Source organism: Alteribacillus persepolensis (genome assembly GCF_900099605.1).
Classification (GTDB): domain Bacteria; phylum Bacillota; class Bacilli; order Bacillales; family Marinococcaceae; genus Alteribacillus; species Alteribacillus persepolensis.
The window spans coordinates 417,569-436,611 of the sequence record NZ_FNDK01000001.1 but is presented as its reverse complement, the minus strand read 5'-3'; the positions used below and the strand labels follow the sequence as shown (position 1 = coordinate 436,611).

Sequence of the window (19,043 nt, the reverse complement as noted above, 5' to 3'; positions counted from 1 at the left end):
AGTGGAAACAATAGAGTGATTACAGTTGCAAATGAATTTGTTGTTCAACGAAGCAGCCAAAAAGAGGTGTAACACCATGCAAGAGTTTATTATAGCGAGCGGGTTATCTGCTATAGCCACAGGGATAGGTGCTATTCCAGCCATTTTGTTTCGTCATACAACGCACCATGGCAAAGATGTGCTGCTTGCCTTTAGTGCCGGCATGATGATGGCAGCTTCAACGTTTGAGTTAATTCCAGAAAGTTTAAATTTGGGAGGGTATGAAGCGGCCATTATCGGGATTTTCCTGGGCATGTTGACCTTAACATTATTAGAGCAGAATATTCCCCATGAACATATAGAAAGAGGCAATGTCTCGAGCGGACGTACGATACACATGGTGGACAGAAAAGCTCTTTTGATTATTATTGCAATCACATTGCATAATATTCCAGAGGGGCTGTCTGTTGGTGTCAGCTACAATAGCGGTGTGGAAGGTTTAGGCTTATTAATTGCATTGGCAATTGGTGTGCAAAATGCACCAGAAGGATTTATTATTGCTTTTTTTCTCATTGAACAAGGTGTGAAAAAGACACATGCTTTTCTCATTGCTTTTACGACAGGTTTAATGGAGTGGGCAGCTGCATTTATCGGCTATTGGCTGACAGCATTTGCCAGCCAGCTCGTACCGATTGGTTTAGCGTTTGCGGCGGGGTCGATGTTGTATATCGTGTATAAAGAATTAATACCGGAAAGTCATGGAGACGGCTATGCGCTAAGTGCAACATACTCTTTTACTGGTGGGCTGCTCTTAATGGTGGCAATGACTTGGTTTTTTTAATGTGTGTCAAAACAGTGCAACATGAAACGCTTTTCTTGTCAAAGCGCCGTTCATAAAACGGCTCATTTAAAATATATATGATAATGGTGCTGGCAGCCTGGATTAAAGGAGGTGCTGCAAACCGGGCAAGCATAGCCGGAATGTAAATATTCTTTGATTGTTAAAAGTGTTTTGCAAAAACCGCAAAGAACTGTTTTCAGATGATTTTGTTGACGTAGTGGCTGCGGCTCTATAGGGTGGTTTGTTAGTTCCTGATGGCATTTGTAACAGCAGAAAAACTCATCGCAGCATTGAAATTGAAAAGCGACGATATCTTCTTTTTTGTGATAATGAGCACAGCGAGTTTGTTTGTCAGGACGTACTCCCTTTACTGGTACTTCACCAATAAAAACATTCATTGTCTTTATCCCCTTTCGATTGTTAAATACATTGTAACAAAAATAAGAAAATAGAGTGTTTAAAACAGGCAGAGAGGTGGTAAATAATACACACCCTTTCGTTGTTTTTGTATGACTATTTCATAAAATGTTCATTGACGTCAAACCTATTGTTACGTTATCATTCAAATACAGTATTATAAACATGCCATCGTATAAACAACAAATTTGTGACAAAAGTTCGAATTTTCAATCAATTAGTCGACAAACTCACTGTTTTGTGGTATGTTTATTCTGTGCATTTTTTGAAAAGTTTTCTACATTACATGAAGGAGATGGTTCATGCACGGTGTAGAGCATGATGAAGGAGGAATTCAAATGACGGTTAAAGAAAATCAAGAAACGCTTGTGCATACGAAAGCAAAGGAACTTTGCAGTGCAATGGAATTGAGAGGTTGGGCGAGCACAAAGTTTGTGCCGACGCCGCCTTATGGGTTTACATTAGTGAGTATGACGGGATGTCGTGCGTGGTTTGGAAAGCGGTGGGGCATGATTTGTGATGACATGGATGATCATTTGAAACTCGTTTTAGATGTACCGCGAGGAAGATCATCTGCAGATGAAATCTCAAAACGTCTTCACCTTCCTTTAGTAAATGGAAATGAAGGCAAGAGCGGAGTGGAAATGATTGATAACAGGGATCGAAACACGGTCGTTATTTATCTTTACATTGACGAGTTGGAAAGTACCGAGTTTCGAAACAGTGAAATTATGGAATTTGTAAGTGATGTAAGACGCTGGTCCTGCCTGTAAACTGAATAAAAACCACACAGGGCGTCACCCTTCTCGGGTGCGCTTATTTTTTTGTTCTATACATAGTTGTTGTGATAAGTTGAGCATGGTTAAAATGTACATACTGCGCAAAGTATATACATAGGAAAAATTTCATTATAAAAGGCAGGGATAATCATGATACAAAATAAATCCATTATTATTACAGGAGCAAGCAGCGGTATCGGTGCAGCCGCTGCGAAGAAGCTGCATCAACATGGAGCAAATCTTGTGCTTGCGGCAAGAAGAAAGGAAAGGCTCAGTCAATTACAGGCTGAGTTAACTGGCGAAGGCAAAGTGTTTGTATTTGAAGCAGACGTTACCTCGCTTGAAAACATGCAGGAGCTTGCTGCATTCACGTTGAAAACATACGGCAAAATTGATGTGTTATTTAACAATGCAGGTGTCATGCCGCTGTCCTATATGAAAAATAAGAAAATTGCTGAGTGGTATCAAATGATTGATGTAAATATAAAAGGAGTGTTAAACGGCTTTGCTGCGGTTAGTGATCACATGCTTGAGCGCAATGAAGGACATGTGATTACGACGTCTTCCGATGCTGCGCATAAAGTGTTTCCAGGGTCTGCGGTATATAGTGGAACAAAACATGCAGTGCATGCGATTATGCAAGGTTTAAAAATGGAAATGGCGCATACAAACATACGATTTACAGCCATTTCTCCTGGGGCAGTAGCAACAGAATTGACTGATTCTATTACTGATCAAGATATACTAGACAACATGAAAGAAGGAATGCCGTTTTCTCCACTCGACAGTGAAAACATTGCCGATGCTGTTTACTATGCGGTTTCACAACCTCTCTCTGTAGACGTGAATGAAATTGTTGTTCGGCCGAATCACCAAGGCAGCTAGTACAGAAAAGTTTGTATCATGTTTATGTTTCTATTAAAATAAAGAGATATAGAGATAGATGGTTCTATGGAAAGGGGAGAAAATCTTTGGCTAGCATATTAATGGTGGTTACCAATGCCTGTAAGATCATGAATGGCAAGGATACGGGGGTATGGTTATCGGAATTTGCTGAGGCTTACCTTGCCTTTCATGATGCAGGACATCATGTTATTGTTGCCAGTCCAAGAGGGGGGGAAGCTCCGATTGATCCAACCAGTACAGGCCATGTAATGATGAAAGAGTGGGAGGGAGCCGTAGAGGCATTACTTCACACGGTTTCGCTGGACCAAGTGGATTGCGATCAATTGGATGGTGTTTTTTTAGCTGGCGGCCACGGCACGATGTTTGATTTTCCTGGAAGTGATACACTGCAGCGTGTTCTGCAGAAAATGGCTGAAGCAAATAAAGTAATTGGAGCGGTTTGTCATGGATCGGCCGGGTTTACAAGGTTAGTGATGCCGGATGGTACGCCATTTTTAAAAGGGAGGCGCTTAACGACTTTTACAAACCAAGAAGAAAAAGAAATGGATCTGGACAAACAAATGCCTTTCTTATTAGAATCGAAAGTAAGAGAATTAGGAGCAACATTTGTTTCTGCCCCAATTTTTACAGAAAATGTAGAAGTGGATGGAAACGTTGTGACGGGGCAAAATCCTCAATCCACTATACGAACCGCTCAAAAATTTCTGGAAAAGATTGAGGGTATGAAACATCCTTGCTGAAGAGTTATGGAACATGTAAAGAAGTTGCATAAAAACTATAGGAAACATAAAATATACATGTTACAATATGTAAAAGTTAGAATGAGATAAAACTTGAAAGACGGGGTGCCAAATGAGAGCGTATCGTCGTAAATTTTATTATGTTGGAGCGAATCACCAAACGATGGAGCCGATGAGCATGGACCGAATCAGGCAGGCAGGATTTGACATCGTTGTAGATAGAGACGATTTGCCATATATGATTAGTTTTTGTCGTGAGTGGCGCTCATTTTTTGAGCAGACGGCTAAGCATGTTCATCCGCTGTATCGCCCATATATAGAGGAATCTGCTTCATTTTTTGATCATCAAGTTGAACAAATGACACTTTGTACTGCGCCTTATCACGATTCAAAAACGTATGTACTCCCTTTAACAGAACTAGTCTCAGCGCTGATGCTTGCGTATGATGTGTTTGATCGTGTGTTAGATGCGTATCAGCATATGCCTGCTCATTTTGAGACAGCCTTAAAGTATTACAGACAGTTCTCGGTAAAAACAGATGTAGATAAATCACAATTCATTCTTAATCATTTGCCTGATTTGCGCTTAAGCGTTGAATGAAAGGGGCTGTTTTAAAAGTCCTGAAATAAAATTTCCACCAGTATCATTTAAATGATACTGGTGGAAATTTTTTAATGCTCTGATGGTTTAGGCGATGCATTTCTTTTGGAATTTGTTCGATTAAATTTAACTACATGTTAGCAAATGAGGCGGGTTTTTGTGGTTTTTTATCTATTGCCTAGTTGCTGGCGATCAGGTGAGACGCCTCCGTAACGTCGGCTAAGGCCAGCCGCATCGTGCGGCCCACACGACATTAGCACGGCCCTGTGCGTTGAAGCGCTGCCCGCGGCAGGCGAGCCTGAAGAGCCATTCACCCAGGTGAAAGAGGTTACAACTTCTGAAGTTTTATAAAACTGTTAAAGAGGCCGCCCAAAAGGCCGTAATCCACTGCCTTTTGGGGCAGCTCCTTGTTGAATGTGCTAGTTTTTATACAAATGTTGGAATGGATGTATTGTATGTTTCTAGCGCTGCAGGAGCATTTCCCTTTATAACAGAATCGATAACCTGATTAACGGCAGTCAGGGGAGATGCCTGTGGATAGTGCTGTTATTTTTTTAGTCAGCGCGTTATTTTCGGCTGCTGCTTTTCTTCGCCGTTGTCCGGTTATGTTACCGCAAGACAGGGGACAGGCAGAATAATACATATCGTATATTCGCCTCCACCTTCTTTCCTAAAAGTGTTACATAATTTTTTTGCTTTAAAAAAGAATAAGAAAAACCTGCAATAAATCAAAGTGGTGTTTATTTCTATTTACATTTTATTTTTTATTTGATACATTAACAAAGGTCCCTCAAGCGCAGTGTAGTAAGCGTTTTCAGAGGAGTTTATGGAAAGCGGTGGTGGATGCATGAATTTTTTATGGGGAATCATGGGGATTATTTTTGTTTTATTCCTGGCTTTTCTCTTGTCTTCAAGAAAGTCCTATATTAAATGGCGCCCAATTTTAGGAGGACTGGCTTTTCAAGTATTTTTTGCTTTTATTGTTTTTTATACAGAAGCTGGCAGCGGAGCTTTGCAGCAAATTACAGTCGCTGTTCAAAGTGTTATTAATAACGCCAATGAAGGGATAGCATTTTTATTTGGAGATTTGTTTAACATTGAAGAAGATAACGTGTTTGCGTTTCAAGTACTTCCAGTTATTATCTTCTTTTCTTCGTTGATTGCCGTGTTGTATTATATCGGCATTATGCAGTGGCTGGTAAAAATCATTGGCGGCTTTTTATCGTTTGTACTGGGAACAAGCAAGGCTGAATCGATGTCAGCAGCTGCCAATATTTTTGTTGGCCAAACGGAAGCGCCATTAGTCGTTCGTCCGTATTTGGCGAAAATGACGTCTTCAGAGCTGTTTACGGTAATGACCGGCGGGCTTGCATCGGTAGCGGGATCTGTGTTGTTTGGGTATCACGCGCTCGGTATTCCGTTGGATTACTTACTCGCTGCAAGCTTTATGGCGGCTCCTGCCGGTTTAATTATGGCAAAGACAGTAATGCCGGAGACAGAAGTGTCGACAACCACTGATGAGATTAAAATAGAAAAAGACACCGAATCACAAAACGTCATTGACGCAGCGGCAAAAGGTGCTTCTACAGGTCTTCAGCTCGCATTAAATGTTGGGGCAATGCTGTTGGCTTTTGTTGCATTGATTGCGGTAGTGAATTCCTTGCTGGGATTAGTCGGCGGCTGGTTTGGTGCAGAAAACTTAACCTTAGAATTAATTCTAGGTGTCATTTTTGCTCCGGTTGCTTTTATGGTTGGTGTTCCATGGGCAGAAGCTCTGCAAGCAGGAAGTTTTATCGGACAAAAGTTAGTATTAAACGAGTTTGTCGCTTACGCGTCATTTGCACCGGAAATGGAAACATTTTCTGACAAAGCACAAGTAGTGATTACATTTGCACTTTGTGGTTTTGCCAACTTGTCTTCGATGGCGATCATTTTAGGAGGCATTGGTGCGCTTGTGCCGGAAAGACGTAAAGAATTAGCAAAGCATGGAGTAAAAGCAGTTGCAGCAGGTGCGCTTGCATCGTTATTAAGTGCAGCTGTTGCAGGAATGTTTGTATAATGTATAAGAGCCAGACTTCTTAGTAATGAGGAGCTGGCTTCTTGTATTGATGAACGAAAGATTGATTCGTGATATGATAGCAGGGGAGATAAAAACTGAAAAGGAGAATGTGAAATGATACATAAGACGTGGACTGATTCTGCTGTTATCAAACAGATTAAGTGTGTACATGCAAATGCTAAAAAATATAAGGTCGACAGAGTATTAACTCCCGGTAAAACATACGATGTGAAAAATGAAACCGAGGAATTTTATTTCGTGATTGATAACACTGGAAAAGTTGGTGGCTTTAAAAAAGATTATTTTGAAGAATTGTAAATGTATATGGCAATTATCATTGCAAAAGGGGCTGTATCAAAAGGTCATTTTTCATGACCTTTTGATACAGCCCCTTTTTTTTCAATTCTATAAGGCTTGTTGTTAAGGTTAACGTATTCTCTCTCGTATGAATGGCTCTTCAGGTCCGCTTGCCGCGGAGAAGGGGATAAGGCTTCAGCTCTTGCTTTTTCCGCGGGCGTCTCACCTGACTGTCACCCAAACATAGTGACGAAAAAATCTCCAACACCTCTTATGCCAAAAACACAAACCAATCGCCGCGAAGGTTTTGATACAGCTCTTTTTCTGTAACACTGAAAAATAAAAAATAAAATATAACAGGTTCTTAAATGTACACTGTGAAAGGACAACACAACAGAAATAATTTTATAAAGCACACATATTTATTATATTCTATAGTTATTTTAATATAGTAAAATGAAAATTATATTATGAAAGTTATTTTAGTATAACTTTAATGTTTTGTTAAATATAACACCGGGATGATTAAGGCCGTCTTTCTGCAATCATAGCGTTTAATTGTCCGCCAGCCAGGATGGAAAATCCGGAAATATAAAACCATACCATTAACACAATAATGTTGCCGAGACTGCCGTAGATGGCTGAATAATCATTGTGTTCCACATAGAAGAAAAAACCGAATGAAGCTGCCTGCCAGCTTATTAGTGCAAAAATAGCGCCTGGAAGTGCTTCTTTTGTTGTCACTTTTCGGTTTGGTACAGATAAGAAAATATAAAACAACACCAGGCCAATAACGATAAAACTAACACCCCAGCGAAACCATTCCCAAGCATAGATAAAATAATGATCTAAACCAATAAAGGAAAAAAGGAACAAACCAAATGACCTGCCGTATATCGGGAGAAGCAGAGATAGTACAATGGCTAACAAAATGGAAAGCATTAGTCCAAATCCAATAACCAGCATTTTGTACCAAGGTGGATTGGTCAGGTGATACGAATGGTTAATTGCCCGAATAATCGCAAACGTCCCTAATAAAGACAGCCAAATGGTTGCAGCAGAGCTAAAGGACAGCGTATCTAAGCGCTGGACATCGATAATGGTATGCACGTTATAAGTGAGTATTTGAAGTGTCCCTGGAGGTACATAAGGGGAGAGAAAACGCAGGACATCATTGCTTGTTATTGGCAGGAAACTGATGATACTTAGTATAAAAAGCAGGAGAGGAAACATAGCCATTAAAAAGTAATAACCAAGCTGAGCAGATATATCAAAAATTTTATTTTCTCTCAATCGTTGAACGAAAAGCCGGATATATCGCAGCTGCACAAAAAAAACCTCCTCTGTTGTACATCCAACCATTGCCTTCTGCTTGTCTTTATATAGTATAGTTAGAATAAAGGATGTTATTTCTGTTTGTTAGATAAAAAGGAGAATGAAGCATGGCGGCGCGGAAAAAAGACAGCGATGATGAGTTATATGATGAAAAGTATGACGACATGACAGAAGAACAATTTTTGGAAGTGTTAGAGGAAGAACAGCAGCCATTACCGCCGCGTGCGAGAAAAAAGAAACGTCGTAAACGCCGCGGAGTAACGATAATGGCCTCACTGTTAGCGATAATGCTTGTGTTTCAAGCGGGTGCATACTTGTTTGATACATTTCGCATGGATGCGATTGACTTTTTGAAAACCTCCTATACATTGTCACAAGACGAACAAGTGCAATCTTGGAAAGAAGCTGTAGTTACCGTACAAGGAGAAGGGAGGTTTGGATGTACCAAAGGAACAGGTTTTTTTATTGAAGAAAGTGGCCTTCTATTAACAAACCACCATGTGATTGAAGACCTTCGTGTAATTGGAATTCATACAGAAGAAGGGGAGATTTTGGAGGGGGAGGTAGTAAAAAGTGATGAAGAGAAAGATCTTGCGCTTGTTCAAACAAATCCTTCAGAAAATGTGGCTGCACTGCCTTTACAGACAGAGAATGCTCACACAGGCGAACACATTTATGTCATTGGCAACCCGCTTTCGTTTACAAAGATAGCCAATGAAGGACGGGTATTGGATGAAGCGATTACGAATACTAGTGCTTTAGGTATTTCAGCACCCATTTATCGAGGAAACAGCGGCAGCCCTGTTATTGGTGAAGACGGAAGAGTAGCAGGAGTGGTTTATGCAAAAAAGACGATCCAGCATCCAGAACAAGAATCAGTGGGATTAGCAGTTCCTATTGATGATGTGCATCAGTTTTTAAAACCCTGAAAGAGGACGGATCAAATCTAAGACAGGTTATTCAAAAGCTGGACCATAAGTGATGAATAATAGGTGAATCGTTATCAACATACGGAGGGGAGGCTTCAGTAGGGACAACACGAGGCGAAGGTTCAATTGGTATGAGTATCCGAGTCAGCGGAGGTGTATCCGCAGAACACGAAGGATGCTGACGGAGCAATGATAAAAATTGCTGCTATAAACAAAACAAAATAATCCGAACTGATTTTTGTAAACCGTTCGGATTATTTTGTGGTTCTTATGCCTTTGTCTCAGCCTCTTTTGGTTATTTTGCCTGTGTTTTTTTGTCTTCAATATACTCGTCATACGATGTGCGTTTATCGATAAATCCATCCGGAGTGAATTCAATAATTCGATTTGCGATAGTTTGAATAAATTCATGGTCGTGTGAAGAAAACAAAACAGAACCTTTAAAGTTGATTAAAGCGTTATTTAAAGCAGTAATAGATTCAAGGTCAAGGTGGTTCGTTGGTTCATCTAAAATTAAGACGTTTGCTCCGCTTAACATCATTTTTGAGAGCATGCAGCGGACTTTTTCCCCGCCAGATAGAACGTTGGCTTTTTTGAACACGGATTCTCCTGAAAACAGCATTCTGCCAAGAAACCCTCGGATAAACGTTTCCGTTTGATCATCTTCTGAATATTGCCGGAGCCACTCCACTAGGTTTAAATCGACATCGTCGAAATAAGGCGAATTGTCTTTTGGAAAATAGGACTGTGATGTCGTTAGTCCCCACTTAAATGTACCGCTGTCCGGTTCCATTTCACCGGTTAAAATTTTAAATAGTGTTGTTTTAGCAATTTCATGGTCTCCAACAAAAGCGACTTTATCATGGCTGTTCAATACAAAGCTTACGTTATCAAGCACTTTGACGCCGTCAATTGTTTTTGTGATGCCATCTACGGTTAACAAATCTTTTCCTAAATCACGATCTGGTTTAAATTGAATGAATGGGTAACGCCGCGAAGAAGGTTTTATATCATCTAGTGTAATTTTCTCCAGCGTTTTCTTTCTTGATGTCGCTTGTTTTGATTTAGAAGCATTCGCGCTAAAGCGTGCAATAAATTCTTTTAACTCTTTGACTTGCTCTTCTTTTTTACGATTGGCTTCTTTTGCCATCTTTTGGGCAAGCTGGCTTGATTCATACCAGAAATCGTAATTTCCAACGTACAGTTCAATTTTCCCGTAATCGACATCAGCAATATGCGTACACACTTTGTTAAGAAAATGCCGGTCGTGCGAGACGACGATAACCGTGTTTTCAAAGTTAATTAAAAACTCCTCGAGCCATTGAACAGCTTCAATATCAAGGTGGTTCGTCGGCTCGTCCATTAACAATATATCAGGGTTTCCAAACAAAGCCTGGGCAAGCAGCACTTTTACCTTTTCCGGGCCGGTCAACTCTGCCATCTTTTTTTCATGCAAATCTTCTGGCACACCAAGACCTCTTAAAAGCTGTCCTGCTTCTGTTTCTGCTTCATAGCCATTCAGTTCTGCGAATTCCGCCTCCAGCTCTGCTGCTTTCATTCCGTCTTCATCAGAAAAGTCTGGTTTCATGTAAATCGCATCTTTTTCATGCATAATTTCATACAAGCGTGTGTGGCCCATAATAACAATATCGAGTACCCGTTCTTCTTCATAAGCAAAATGGTCCTGTTTTAACACAGCAACGCGCTGGCCTTTATCTATATGAACATGTCCGGTTTGAGAGTCAATTTCACCGGAAAGGATTTTTAAAAATGTTGATTTGCCGGCACCGTTTGCTCCAATCAGCCCATAACAGTTGCCAGGTGTAAATTTAATATTAACATCTTCAAATAATTTTTTGTCTCCGTAACGAAGCCCGACATTTTGACAAGTAATCATTCACATACATCCTTTATCTATAAACTATTGCCATCATAACATATATACCTGTGTAAACAATATTTTTGACAGCCGCCCATTATCGATATAGAATATAGGAGTTATTTAAAACTGATCGGTTTTATTATGACCGATTGGTCATATAGTGGATGAAGGAGTATACGAATCGTGGATAAAAAAGAAAAGTTGATTATAGCCGGGATGGAACATTTTTCAAAAAAAGGTTATTATGCTACTTCTGTTCAAGACATCGTCTCTGATTGCGGCATTGCAAAGGGGACGTTTTATAATTTTTTCCGGTCTAAAGAAGATTTATTAATTGAAGTGTTTCGTTATAACCATCAGCAAATGCTGCTTCGGGCAAAGAGTGTTCAATTAGATGATACGTTAACGCCTAAAGAGCAGCTCATCCGGAAGTTAGCGTTAGAATTAAACAGTTTACACAACAATCGGGAGTTTTTCCTGCTTTTGCAAAAAGTTGTTTCCTTTCAAGATCATAAAGCGGTGCTTCCCATGTTGAAAAAAACGAAAGCAGCGATGCTGAACTGGCATAAAGAATGGCTTTTAGAAGTGTATGGAGAACAGGCGTCTCCCTATATTTGGGATATTGTCTTATTTGTACAGGGGGCTTTAAAGGAATATGTAGCGGTGATGGATGACAGCAAACAATCGATTACAACAGAAGAAGCTGCAAGAAAAATAGTCGGTTACATCAATACATTGGTCACACATGGACAGCAGTGTGAACCGTTGTTAACAGAAGATGTGATGCAAGAGCTTGAAACATTAGCAAAGCAGCCAAAAACAAAAACCGTCGAAGAAAGGCGCGATGAGCTGCTAGAAGAAATCACGATGGGGATTAAACAGTCCTCTTTGTCTGCTGATAAAAAAGCGGAATTGTTCGATGCAGTGGACACTCTTGAAAAGGAATGCCACACATCAAACCCGCGTCTCTTTTTATTGCGCGCTGTAACTGCGTATGTAAAAGAACATGTTTTTGTGTCAGCCCTGTCATCGTTTGAAGAGTATATCAATGAACTGGAAACTTTAACGAAAAGAAGGCGTATAACATGACAAATAAAGAGGAAACTACGCAGCAACCCCAACAAATAAAAAAGATACCGATTATGGCGGTGCTGTTAATTGGGGCATTTGTAGCGATTCTCAATCAAACGCTGTTAGCAACAGCTCTTCCTCCTATTATGGAAGACTTAAACATCTCGGCCAACACAGCGCAATGGCTGACAAGTATTTTTATGCTTGTTAATGGGATTATGATTCCCATTACAGCTTTTTTAATTGAAACATTTACGACGAGAAAATTATTTTTAATGGCCATTTCGACCTTTACGATCGGTACACTGCTTTGTGCTGTGGCTCCTAATTTTCCTGTGCTGATGGTTGGAAGAATTATTCAAGCAAGCGGTGCAGGGGTGATGATGCCGTTAATGCAGACAGTTATTCTGCTCATCTTTCCCATTGAAAAACGCGGCAGTGCCATGGGATTTATTGGGCTTGTCATTGCGTTTGCACCGTCGATTGGGCCGACATTGTCTGGGTTTATGGTAGACCATTTTCATTGGCGGACATTATTTTATATCGTTTTGCCGATAGCTGCTGTTGATATCATTGTCGCTTATTATGTGTTAAAAAATGTAACCGAACAACGATTCCCAAAAGTTGATATACCTTCTATTATTTTATCAACACTAGGTTTTGGCGGGATTTTGTATGGATTTAGTACTGCAGGCAATTCAGGCTGGGGAAGCTGGCCGGTCATTATTACGATGTCCGTTGGAATCATTACATTATTTTTCTTCTCGATCCGCCAGCTGCGGTTAACACAGCCCATTTTGGAACTGCGCGTCCTGAAATACGGCTTGTTTACATTGTCAACCGCAATTGGTATGCTCGTGTTCATCGCGATGATAGGAGCGGCAACCGTCCTGCCAATATATATGCAGGATATGCGTAATTTTACAGCGATGGAATCCGGGCTGATGATGCTTCCCGGTGCAGCGTTAATGGGGTTAATGTCACCGATTACCGGAAAGATATTTGATAAATTTGGTGCAAGGACGCTAGCCATTATCGGGATTTTGCTGATGTCGGTGTCTAATTTTATGTACACAGACCTTACGACAACGACATCGTTTACGTATATGACGGTGATGTATTTGCTGAGAATGATAGGTATTGCCATGGTCATGATGCCAGTTACAACAGCTGGTTTAAACGTACTTCCCAAGCATCTGATTCCGCATGGAACAGCAGTAAATAATACGCTCAGACAAGTAGCAGGCTCCATTGGAACAGCACTATTAGTAACAGTGATGACAACGACAGCCATGGGGAAAAGTCCCAGCATGGATACTGAAGCACTGATTCACGGGGTGAATATGGCCTTTTGGGTAGCATTTGTATTTGGTGTTATCGGTTTAGTGCTCAGTTTCTTTTTGAAAAAGACATAAACACATGAGAAACCGCTTCTTTTCTGATTGTCAAAAAGAGCGGTTTCTTTTTCTACACTGACAGAAACAGAGAGCATGACAGCATGGGTGAATAAGCGTTGCCGTGAACATCTTGAGGGCAGTCGCATGCGTAAGAGGCGAGAATACCCGCATGTGAAGGCTTCATGCTAGATACGTTTTCCTTGTGTATTGATTTTTTGTTTGCGATTTCTGTTTTTCCAGCGGGCGGCAAGTGATGGATGTTGATAACAGGAGGCGGGATAATGAGCAGAAGGTGTTTGACTGACGGGTTATGAAAACATAACGGTTATTGGTATAATCATACACAAGTTTTGCAAAGGGAGGAGACAAGTATGGGGTTAATGGAGAAAACCGTTGCGTTGGCGGCTTCAAGAAAAACAGAAGAGATGACGGCCTTGGTGGAAAAACAAGGCGGCCAAGCCGTTGTACGTCCGCTTCAAGGTACAACCTTTGATGCGTTAGATGACATAAAAAATGATGTGGAGCAGATTATCAATGAAAAAGAAACAGATTGGTTCATTTTCACAACGGGGGTTGGAGCAGAATCTGTTTTAGGAGCAGCAGAGAATGAAAAAACAAGAGAAGCACTAAAGGATTTATTACAAACAAAGAACGTCGCTGTCAGAGGGTATAAAACTTATAATACATTAAAAAAAATAGATGTTTCTCCTGTTATCCGCGATGAAGACGGAACAACAAGCAGTTTATTAGAGGCAATGGAAGACATTGATTTTCAAGGAAAACATGTTGTCATTCAGCTTCACGGCGTGAAATTACCGCGCCTGGCTAAATTTTTAGAAGAAAAAAAAGCAGCAAGCATCACAGAACTAATGCCATATAGACACCTTCCCCCAAAAGAAGAGACTCTTTTCCAGCTGAAAGAGGAACTGTACGAAGGGGCGTTGGATGCCATTTGTTTTACGACACAAATGCAAGTGCATTCTCTCTTTCAATTTGCCAATAAGGCAGGATTTCAAGAAGAATTGCGGCAGATGTTGAACAATCAAACCGTAGCGGCAGCGGTTGGGAAAGTAACAGCCGAAGCGTTGCAAGAGTATGGTGTCAACCGAATTATCTCACCGGAAAATCAGCGTATGGGTGCAATGGTAGTGACACTGTCTGATTATTTTAAGTAAACAGGCCAGTCTTCTTTGCGGTTAATATTGACAAAATCGCGCTGGCCTGCAGGATAAGAAAGTGTCTCATAGGTGATAGACTGTAATAAAGGCATCATGCTTTTTCGGTTATCACAGATGAGACGTTCAATGACAGGAAAGCAGCGTCGATGGTATATACCGTGCAGGGGCTGTATTTTCTCTCCAGAAACAGGAACGAGTGCATCTTTATGAAAGAGAGAATGAAGAGCCATAGATGATGCTTTTTTAATGAACATAGACGATACAAATGGTGTATCAGCTGGCAGTATGAACACCCATGCTGTTTTATCATATACATGCTTGAGTGCATAATACAGGGCATAGAGAGGCCCTTGATGCTTTTTATCTTCGATGAGAATACTCGCGTTTGGACAAGAAAAGCTCGGGGCCAGCTCATTGTTTGTCGCAATCCATATGGCAGAAATACCGCCGTTTAAAAAAGCTCGTACACTATGTTCATACATCGGCACCCCTTGATAATCAACAAACATTTTAGGAGCTTTATATCGGGATGATTGACCTCCGGCTAACACAAGGCCGGCTATGGTATGAGTCTGGATTGTCTCTTTCATAAGTAAATGTTTTCCTTTCTTTGCTGCGTAAGCAGTGAAAATGTGCACATGTAAACATGCCGGGTTCGCTGAAACGAAAGAAGCGACATGGTGCTAAGACACGATACGGTGAGGATGAGAGTATATATTAAATGATGTTCCACGTATAAATCCCACTGCAGTAATGTTTAAATCGTCTGCTAATTTTACGGCCAAATCCGTCGGAGCAGATTTTGATAACACAATGCCTACCCCGATTTTTGCTGCTTTTGTTAACACTTCTGATGACAGCCTGCCGCTAAACACTAAAATTTTATCTCGTACGGATATCCGTTTTAATAAACAATAACCATATAGTTTATCTAGTGCATTATGCCTGCCAATGTCTGCACGGCTGATTAATAGTTCATGCGGGGTGCAGATAGCAGCGTTGTGGACACCGCCTGTTTGTTTAAAGGAAAAACTGTTTTGCTGCATGTTTTCCATTAAATGAATGCATTGGTGTGCTGTGATAGTGGTTGTTGTTAGCGATGTTTTGCTCGTAACCGTGTCGTTGTGAAAATAAAATTGACGGCTTTTGCCGCAGCATGAACCAATGACACGCTTTGCGTAATAAGATGGATGTTTGACGCGATTTTTCGTTAATGTGACATAGGCAAAACCGGTGTCTTCATCGATGTCCATCATTTTAATGTCGTCAATGAAGAACAAGATGCCTTCAGAGGCTAAGAAGCCAATGACCATTTCTTCAAAATAAGAAGGAGAACAGACCATTGTTGCGAATTCTTCATTGTTCACATAAATCGTTAGAGGTACTTCACGTACAATGTCATCATCTTTTGAGCAAAAAGTCCCGTTTTGGTAAGTGACAATGGACTGTTGCAGACTAATCGGCTGTTTCACACTGTCTCCCTCCTTTTAATACGGATAGCAAAAAGTATAAAAGCTGGTGTTTTTTCGTCTGGCCAAAGAAACTCGGCCGCTCAGGCGAACAGAATGTGCTTTCACATGAAGTGATAACTTCTGTGCTTGACGCAGAATGTGTGCGTTCTTAGTAGAAGTACCTTAAAAAGTTCCTTCAACTTAGCCGAATTTCTTTCAAGTCGCTTGCACGGCTCTCTTAACGAACGAAAACAAATCTCCACACCCTTCAGTAGAAAAGGGCAGCTTTTTGACACCCCTTGAAAGTGATGTGAATGAAAGAGCAGTTTGTTCCTGTTATCAATTTTTTCCAAAATAATACTTTTTTATCTAGTAAAATAGTAGTATATTTGAATATTAGAGAGGTTCTTTCGTCATATTGAGGAGGATATTCATGGGGAAAAAGAGTGTTTTAATCGTAGAAGATGAAGAAGATATACGAAATCTTTTGCATATGTACCTTGAAACGGAATATCATGTGCTCGTTTCAGATAGTGGAAACGAAGCCTTGTCACTCATGAGACAACATCGTCCGGATATTATTATTTTAGACATTTTGCTGCCAGAGATAGACGGATTAGATGTTTGCAGAATATGGAGAGAGGAAGATGAGGACACACCTATTTTGTTTTTAAGTGCAAAAAAAGAATACGAAGATAAAATTTATGGCCTTGAACTTGGTGCCGATGATTATATTACAAAGCCTTTTGATCCAAGAGAGGTCATGGCCAGGGTAAAGGCGCACTTGCGGCGCACGCAGCGGTCATTGAAGAGTAAACAGTCAGGGGATACGAACAAATATTTGCTCTCATTCGGTGATGTAAGCATTGATGTGAAAAGCTATACCGTGACATTAAAAAATGAGCCAATCCACTTATATGCTAAAGAGTTTCAGTTGCTGCTGCTGTTTGTCGAACATCCACACCGAGTGTTTAGCGTTGAGCATTTGTATAACACAATTTGGGGGCGGGAACGTTTAGGAGACTTAAAAACAGTATCTGTTCACATTCGGAACTTACGAAAAAAACTTGAAAAAAATCCAGCCAAGCCCGTGCACATCGTTACGGTAAGAGGGTTTGGGTATAAATTTATACCATAAAAATATAATTTTTTCCAAAAAATCTCATCATTTTAACCTGTTTTTAACCTGCATCTTTTATCCTAGAAGAAGACTTCTAGAGAATAGTCCTGCTGACAGCAACATAATTCGGAGGGGATAGTGTGCAGGATGGAGTGAAAGATCTAGACAGAGAATGGGTGGAATTAATAAAACAAGCAAAAGCCGCAGGATTAAAAAAAGAAGATATTCAGCTTTTTTTAAAGACATGTAAAGAAACAGAGCATTGCGGCATGTAACGAACAGGATGTTTGAGGGGGTTGTTGAAAAGCACGAGGCTTGTCAAAAGAGCGGTGAACTCTTTTGACAGTCTAACTGTGCTTTTTCTTTCATGTTTTTTCGTCCATATAAAAAAGTCAAGTAACCACGGTTTTTCATAACATAAGTTTTATACCAGGTGTTGAAATAGGTATCAGATGCGTTTGTAACTAGATAAGACATCTGCGGCAAACGCAGCAGCTGGACATTTCGCCGGTTGGGGTGAGCAGCGGAGAAAAGAAATGGTCTGTCTGACCAACGTTTAGGGAAACCGCTGGGATACATATGTGCATGTTGGCTGCACCTTGTTTTCATCCCTCCGCATCAAAGAGAAGTTTTGGTGCGGAGGTTATTGGTAGGGGAAAATCGCGGCTGAATTATTGAGTTTATTGTCTTATGAAAGGCGTAAGACAGCTCCTTCTGCCCGTTTTATTCCTCGCATAGAGGCTAAATCCTTCGTTAATTGCAAACACGCTTTGTCTTTTTGTTTTGCTTCTACCATCATGTCAACGGATACATCATATTGTTTTAATGCGTTAATGAGGGGAGCCACAAATGCTGCATCAACGTAATCGGCATGACTGCGGTAGGCGTGTGCAGATTTCGGTGAAGACACATGTATTTTTGGACGATTGTTAGACTGTGACCACGTGTGAAAAAAACGCGGCAGAATCGTTTCTAACGTCTCGTTTGGTTCAGCGTTGGCTTTATAGTGATGGTAATCAAACATCATTGGTATGCCTTCTTTTTCACAAATAGACAGTGTCTCCGTGGTTGTATACGTTTTGTCATCATTTTCAAGCGTCATCTGCTGTTTTACCGGTGCAGGAAGTAACTGAAGATTTTGATGAAACCGTTCTACGGCAGCCTGCTTATTTCCATACGCTCCGCCGACGTGAATGTTGATATTGGCTGTATCGAGCAGTCCCATTGCTTCAAGCAGATGATAGTGATATGTCATATCATTGACTGCGTTTTCTGTTACATGGGGTTTGTCACTTGTGAATAACGTAAATTGGTTTGGGTGAAAGCTTGTTCGAATGTGATGACGATGAACTAATGTACCGATCTCTTTATACAGAGACCGAAACGGAGTGATATAATCCCAGTTTACTTCTTCATGTGTAGCTAATGGGACGATGGCAGAGGAAAAACGATACAGGCGGATTTCATGGGCAATGTTAAAGTGGAGCGCCCGCAGCGTATGCTGTAAATTTTTTCGCGTAATGTCATGCAGAGCATGGTTTCGCTCATCTTTTTTCATGTTTTTCCATCTTGTAAATGTTAATGTTTTAGAAGGGGATGCGTCCCACAGCGATGTCGCATGAGACACATAACCGATACGAATAATCATTTCTTTTTCATTTCCTTTGCTACAACATGTGCTAATTCATCATTACCGTAAAGAGACAGCACGCCTAAAACAGTATCATCGGCAATGTCTCCAGCTTCTTCTTTCGGTACGGTTAAAGCTGCTGCTTGGTCTAGAGCAGCATTTTTTTCTTGACTTGGGTACGCTCTTTTATACATATCATGTGGGTCTAGCCCGTGGTTAATACACCACTGTGCAAAAACGAGAATCATCATTTGTTCATCTTCTTGATAGCTTTTTATTATTTTTTCTTCTATGTTTTTATCCATGTGTATCGTTCCCCCTAAAAGAATATTTATTCTTTGCTTATCGTAAAGCAATTACCTTTGTTTGTACATCCATCATCTCTTCATAAATGTCTTTCTCATGAGGCATAGTATAAATACGGAGGGATG

20 protein-coding genes are annotated in these 19,043 nt (G+C 40.5%); 13 read left to right on the top strand and 7 right to left on the bottom strand.

The genetic code is table 11. The annotated features are described in order from the left end of the window. The first annotated feature begins 76 nt into the window (after positions 1-76). Complete coding sequence (locus BLT18_RS02145; RefSeq protein ID WP_091270745.1) at positions 77-820, top strand: ZIP family metal transporter; 744 nt, start codon at positions 77-79, stop codon at positions 818-820. 62 nt (positions 821-882) lie between these two features. On the opposite strand, the gene BLT18_RS02140 is transcribed toward BLT18_RS02145, so the two are convergent. Further along, complete coding sequence (locus BLT18_RS02140; protein WP_091270743.1) at positions 883-1,218, bottom strand: CHY zinc finger protein; 336 nt, start codon at positions 1,216-1,218, stop codon at positions 883-885. 321 nt (positions 1,219-1,539) lie between these two features. Between BLT18_RS02140 and BLT18_RS02135 the strand changes: the two genes are divergently transcribed. The 6 genes from BLT18_RS02135 (at position 1,540) to BLT18_RS02110 (ending at position 6,640) form a co-directional block, all read left to right on the top strand. Further along, a complete protein-coding gene (locus tag BLT18_RS02135) occupies positions 1,540-2,010 on the top strand; it encodes a hypothetical protein (RefSeq protein WP_091270741.1) in 471 nt (156 codons plus the stop codon). A gap of 156 nt (positions 2,011-2,166) precedes the next feature. Beyond that, entirely contained in the window at positions 2,167-2,901 is a 735-nt protein-coding gene (locus tag BLT18_RS02130; protein ID WP_091270740.1) for an SDR family oxidoreductase, read from the top strand. An 86-nt stretch (positions 2,902-2,987) separates the two neighbouring features. Then, positions 2,988-3,662, top strand: a complete 675-nt coding sequence (locus BLT18_RS02125) for a type 1 glutamine amidotransferase domain-containing protein (RefSeq protein WP_245705145.1) — start codon at positions 2,988-2,990, stop codon at positions 3,660-3,662. A gap of 112 nt (positions 3,663-3,774) precedes the next feature. Beyond that, a complete protein-coding gene (locus BLT18_RS02120; protein ID WP_091270738.1) occupies positions 3,775-4,263 on the top strand; it encodes a hypothetical protein in 489 nt (162 codons plus the stop codon). An 847-nt stretch (positions 4,264-5,110) separates the two neighbouring features. Next, positions 5,111-6,322, top strand: coding sequence for a NupC/NupG family nucleoside CNT transporter (locus BLT18_RS02115; RefSeq protein WP_091271147.1), 1,212 nt, complete (start codon positions 5,111-5,113; stop codon positions 6,320-6,322). A gap of 114 nt (positions 6,323-6,436) precedes the next feature. Further along, positions 6,437-6,640, top strand: a complete 204-nt coding sequence (locus BLT18_RS02110; protein ID WP_091270737.1) for a DUF6501 family protein — start codon at positions 6,437-6,439, stop codon at positions 6,638-6,640. A gap of 504 nt (positions 6,641-7,144) precedes the next feature. Here the strand turns inward: BLT18_RS02110 and BLT18_RS02105 are convergent. Further along, positions 7,145-7,948, bottom strand: a complete 804-nt coding sequence (locus BLT18_RS02105; RefSeq protein WP_175487335.1) for a YihY/virulence factor BrkB family protein — start codon at positions 7,946-7,948, stop codon at positions 7,145-7,147. Positions 7,949-8,061: 113 nt separating this feature from the next. Here BLT18_RS02105 and BLT18_RS02100 point away from each other — a divergent pair, with 113 nt between their 5' ends. Next, positions 8,062-8,883 carry a S1 family peptidase gene (locus BLT18_RS02100; protein WP_091270734.1) on the top strand — a complete coding sequence of 274 codons (822 nt, stop codon included), beginning with the start codon at positions 8,062-8,064 and terminating at the stop codon, positions 8,881-8,883. Positions 8,884-9,178: 295 nt separating this feature from the next. Here BLT18_RS02100 and BLT18_RS02095 read toward each other — a convergent pair whose 3' ends face one another. Beyond that, positions 9,179-10,780, bottom strand: a complete 1,602-nt coding sequence (locus BLT18_RS02095) for an ABC-F family ATP-binding cassette domain-containing protein (protein WP_091270732.1) — start codon at positions 10,778-10,780, stop codon at positions 9,179-9,181. Positions 10,781-10,948: 168 nt separating this feature from the next. Between BLT18_RS02095 and BLT18_RS02090 the strand changes: the two genes are divergently transcribed. The 3 genes from BLT18_RS02090 to BLT18_RS02080 all read left to right on the top strand — a co-directional run bounded on the left by BLT18_RS02090 (position 10,949) and on the right by BLT18_RS02080 (position 14,408). After that, a complete protein-coding gene (locus BLT18_RS02090) occupies positions 10,949-11,854 on the top strand; it encodes a TetR/AcrR family transcriptional regulator (RefSeq protein WP_091270730.1) in 906 nt (301 codons plus the stop codon). Continuing rightward, the gene (locus tag BLT18_RS02085; RefSeq protein ID WP_091270728.1) at positions 11,851-13,251 is read left to right on the top strand and encodes an MDR family MFS transporter; all 1,401 of its coding nucleotides are present in this window, start codon (positions 11,851-11,853) and stop codon (positions 13,249-13,251) included. The genes BLT18_RS02090 and BLT18_RS02085 overlap by 4 nt, the downstream gene beginning before the upstream one ends. A 353-nt stretch (positions 13,252-13,604) precedes the next feature. Beyond that, a complete protein-coding gene (locus tag BLT18_RS02080) occupies positions 13,605-14,408 on the top strand; it encodes a uroporphyrinogen-III synthase (RefSeq protein WP_091270726.1) in 804 nt (267 codons plus the stop codon). On the opposite strand, the gene BLT18_RS02075 is transcribed toward BLT18_RS02080, so the two are convergent. Both BLT18_RS02075 and fdhD read right to left on the bottom strand, forming a co-directional pair. Then, positions 14,396-15,001 carry a molybdenum cofactor guanylyltransferase gene (locus BLT18_RS02075; protein WP_091270725.1) on the bottom strand — a complete coding sequence of 202 codons (606 nt, stop codon included), beginning with the start codon at positions 14,999-15,001 and terminating at the stop codon, positions 14,396-14,398. The genes BLT18_RS02080 and BLT18_RS02075 overlap by 13 nt on opposite strands. 93 nt (positions 15,002-15,094) lie before the next feature. Continuing rightward, on the bottom strand, positions 15,095-15,883 hold the full coding sequence (gene fdhD / locus BLT18_RS02070; protein ID WP_091270723.1) for a formate dehydrogenase accessory sulfurtransferase FdhD: 789 nt from the start codon (positions 15,881-15,883) through the stop codon (positions 15,095-15,097). Positions 15,884-16,295: 412 nt separating this feature from the next. Here fdhD and BLT18_RS02065 point away from each other — a divergent pair, with 412 nt between their 5' ends. Both BLT18_RS02065 and BLT18_RS02060 read left to right on the top strand, forming a co-directional pair. Beyond that, positions 16,296-17,000: a response regulator transcription factor gene (locus BLT18_RS02065; protein ID WP_091270721.1), complete on the top strand. Its 705-nt coding sequence runs from the start codon at positions 16,296-16,298 to the stop codon at positions 16,998-17,000. A gap of 122 nt (positions 17,001-17,122) precedes the next feature. After that, positions 17,123-17,257, top strand: a complete 135-nt coding sequence (locus tag BLT18_RS02060) for an anti-repressor SinI family protein (protein WP_091270720.1) — start codon at positions 17,123-17,125, stop codon at positions 17,255-17,257. A gap of 413 nt (positions 17,258-17,670) precedes the next feature. Here BLT18_RS02060 and uvsE read toward each other — a convergent pair whose 3' ends face one another. After that, entirely contained in the window at positions 17,671-18,630 is a 960-nt protein-coding gene (gene uvsE, locus BLT18_RS02055; RefSeq protein ID WP_091270718.1) for a UV DNA damage repair endonuclease UvsE, read from the bottom strand. Continuing rightward, on the bottom strand, positions 18,627-18,917 hold the full coding sequence (locus tag BLT18_RS02050) for a hypothetical protein (RefSeq protein WP_091270716.1): 291 nt from the start codon (positions 18,915-18,917) through the stop codon (positions 18,627-18,629). Before BLT18_RS02050 ends, uvsE begins: the two co-directional genes overlap by 4 nt. Between the last annotated feature and the right edge of the window lie 126 nt (positions 18,918-19,043).

Bases quoted from the DNA above. Each gene is read 5' to 3' on its own strand.
- BLT18_RS02145 (WP_091270745.1), top strand. From the start codon at position 77: ATGCAAGAGTTTATTATAGCGAGCGGGTTATCTGCTATAGCCACAGGG.
- BLT18_RS02140 (WP_091270743.1), bottom strand. From the start codon at position 1,218: ATGAATGTTTTTATTGGTGAAGTACCAGTAAAGGGAGTACGTCCTGAC.
- BLT18_RS02135 (WP_091270741.1), top strand. From the start codon at position 1,540: ATGCACGGTGTAGAGCATGATGAAGGAGGAATTCAAATGACGGTTAAA.
- BLT18_RS02130 (WP_091270740.1), top strand. From the start codon at position 2,167: ATGATACAAAATAAATCCATTATTATTACAGGAGCAAGCAGCGGTATC.
- BLT18_RS02120 (WP_091270738.1), top strand. From the start codon at position 3,775: ATGAGAGCGTATCGTCGTAAATTTTATTATGTTGGAGCGAATCACCAA.
- BLT18_RS02115 (WP_091271147.1), top strand. From the start codon at position 5,111: ATGAATTTTTTATGGGGAATCATGGGGATTATTTTTGTTTTATTCCTG.
- BLT18_RS02110 (WP_091270737.1), top strand. From the start codon at position 6,437: ATGATACATAAGACGTGGACTGATTCTGCTGTTATCAAACAGATTAAG.
- BLT18_RS02100 (WP_091270734.1), top strand. From the start codon at position 8,062: ATGGCGGCGCGGAAAAAAGACAGCGATGATGAGTTATATGATGAAAAG.
- BLT18_RS02095 (WP_091270732.1), bottom strand. From the start codon at position 10,780: ATGATTACTTGTCAAAATGTCGGGCTTCGTTACGGAGACAAAAAATTA.
- BLT18_RS02085 (WP_091270728.1), top strand. From the start codon at position 11,851: ATGACAAATAAAGAGGAAACTACGCAGCAACCCCAACAAATAAAAAAG.
- BLT18_RS02080 (WP_091270726.1), top strand. From the start codon at position 13,605: ATGGGGTTAATGGAGAAAACCGTTGCGTTGGCGGCTTCAAGAAAAACA.
- BLT18_RS02075 (WP_091270725.1), bottom strand. From the start codon at position 15,001: ATGAAAGAGACAATCCAGACTCATACCATAGCCGGCCTTGTGTTAGCC.
- BLT18_RS02065 (WP_091270721.1), top strand. From the start codon at position 16,296: ATGGGGAAAAAGAGTGTTTTAATCGTAGAAGATGAAGAAGATATACGA.
- uvsE (WP_091270718.1), bottom strand. From the start codon at position 18,630: ATGATTATTCGTATCGGTTATGTGTCTCATGCGACATCGCTGTGGGAC.
- BLT18_RS02050 (WP_091270716.1), bottom strand. From the start codon at position 18,917: ATGGATAAAAACATAGAAGAAAAAATAATAAAAAGCTATCAAGAAGAT.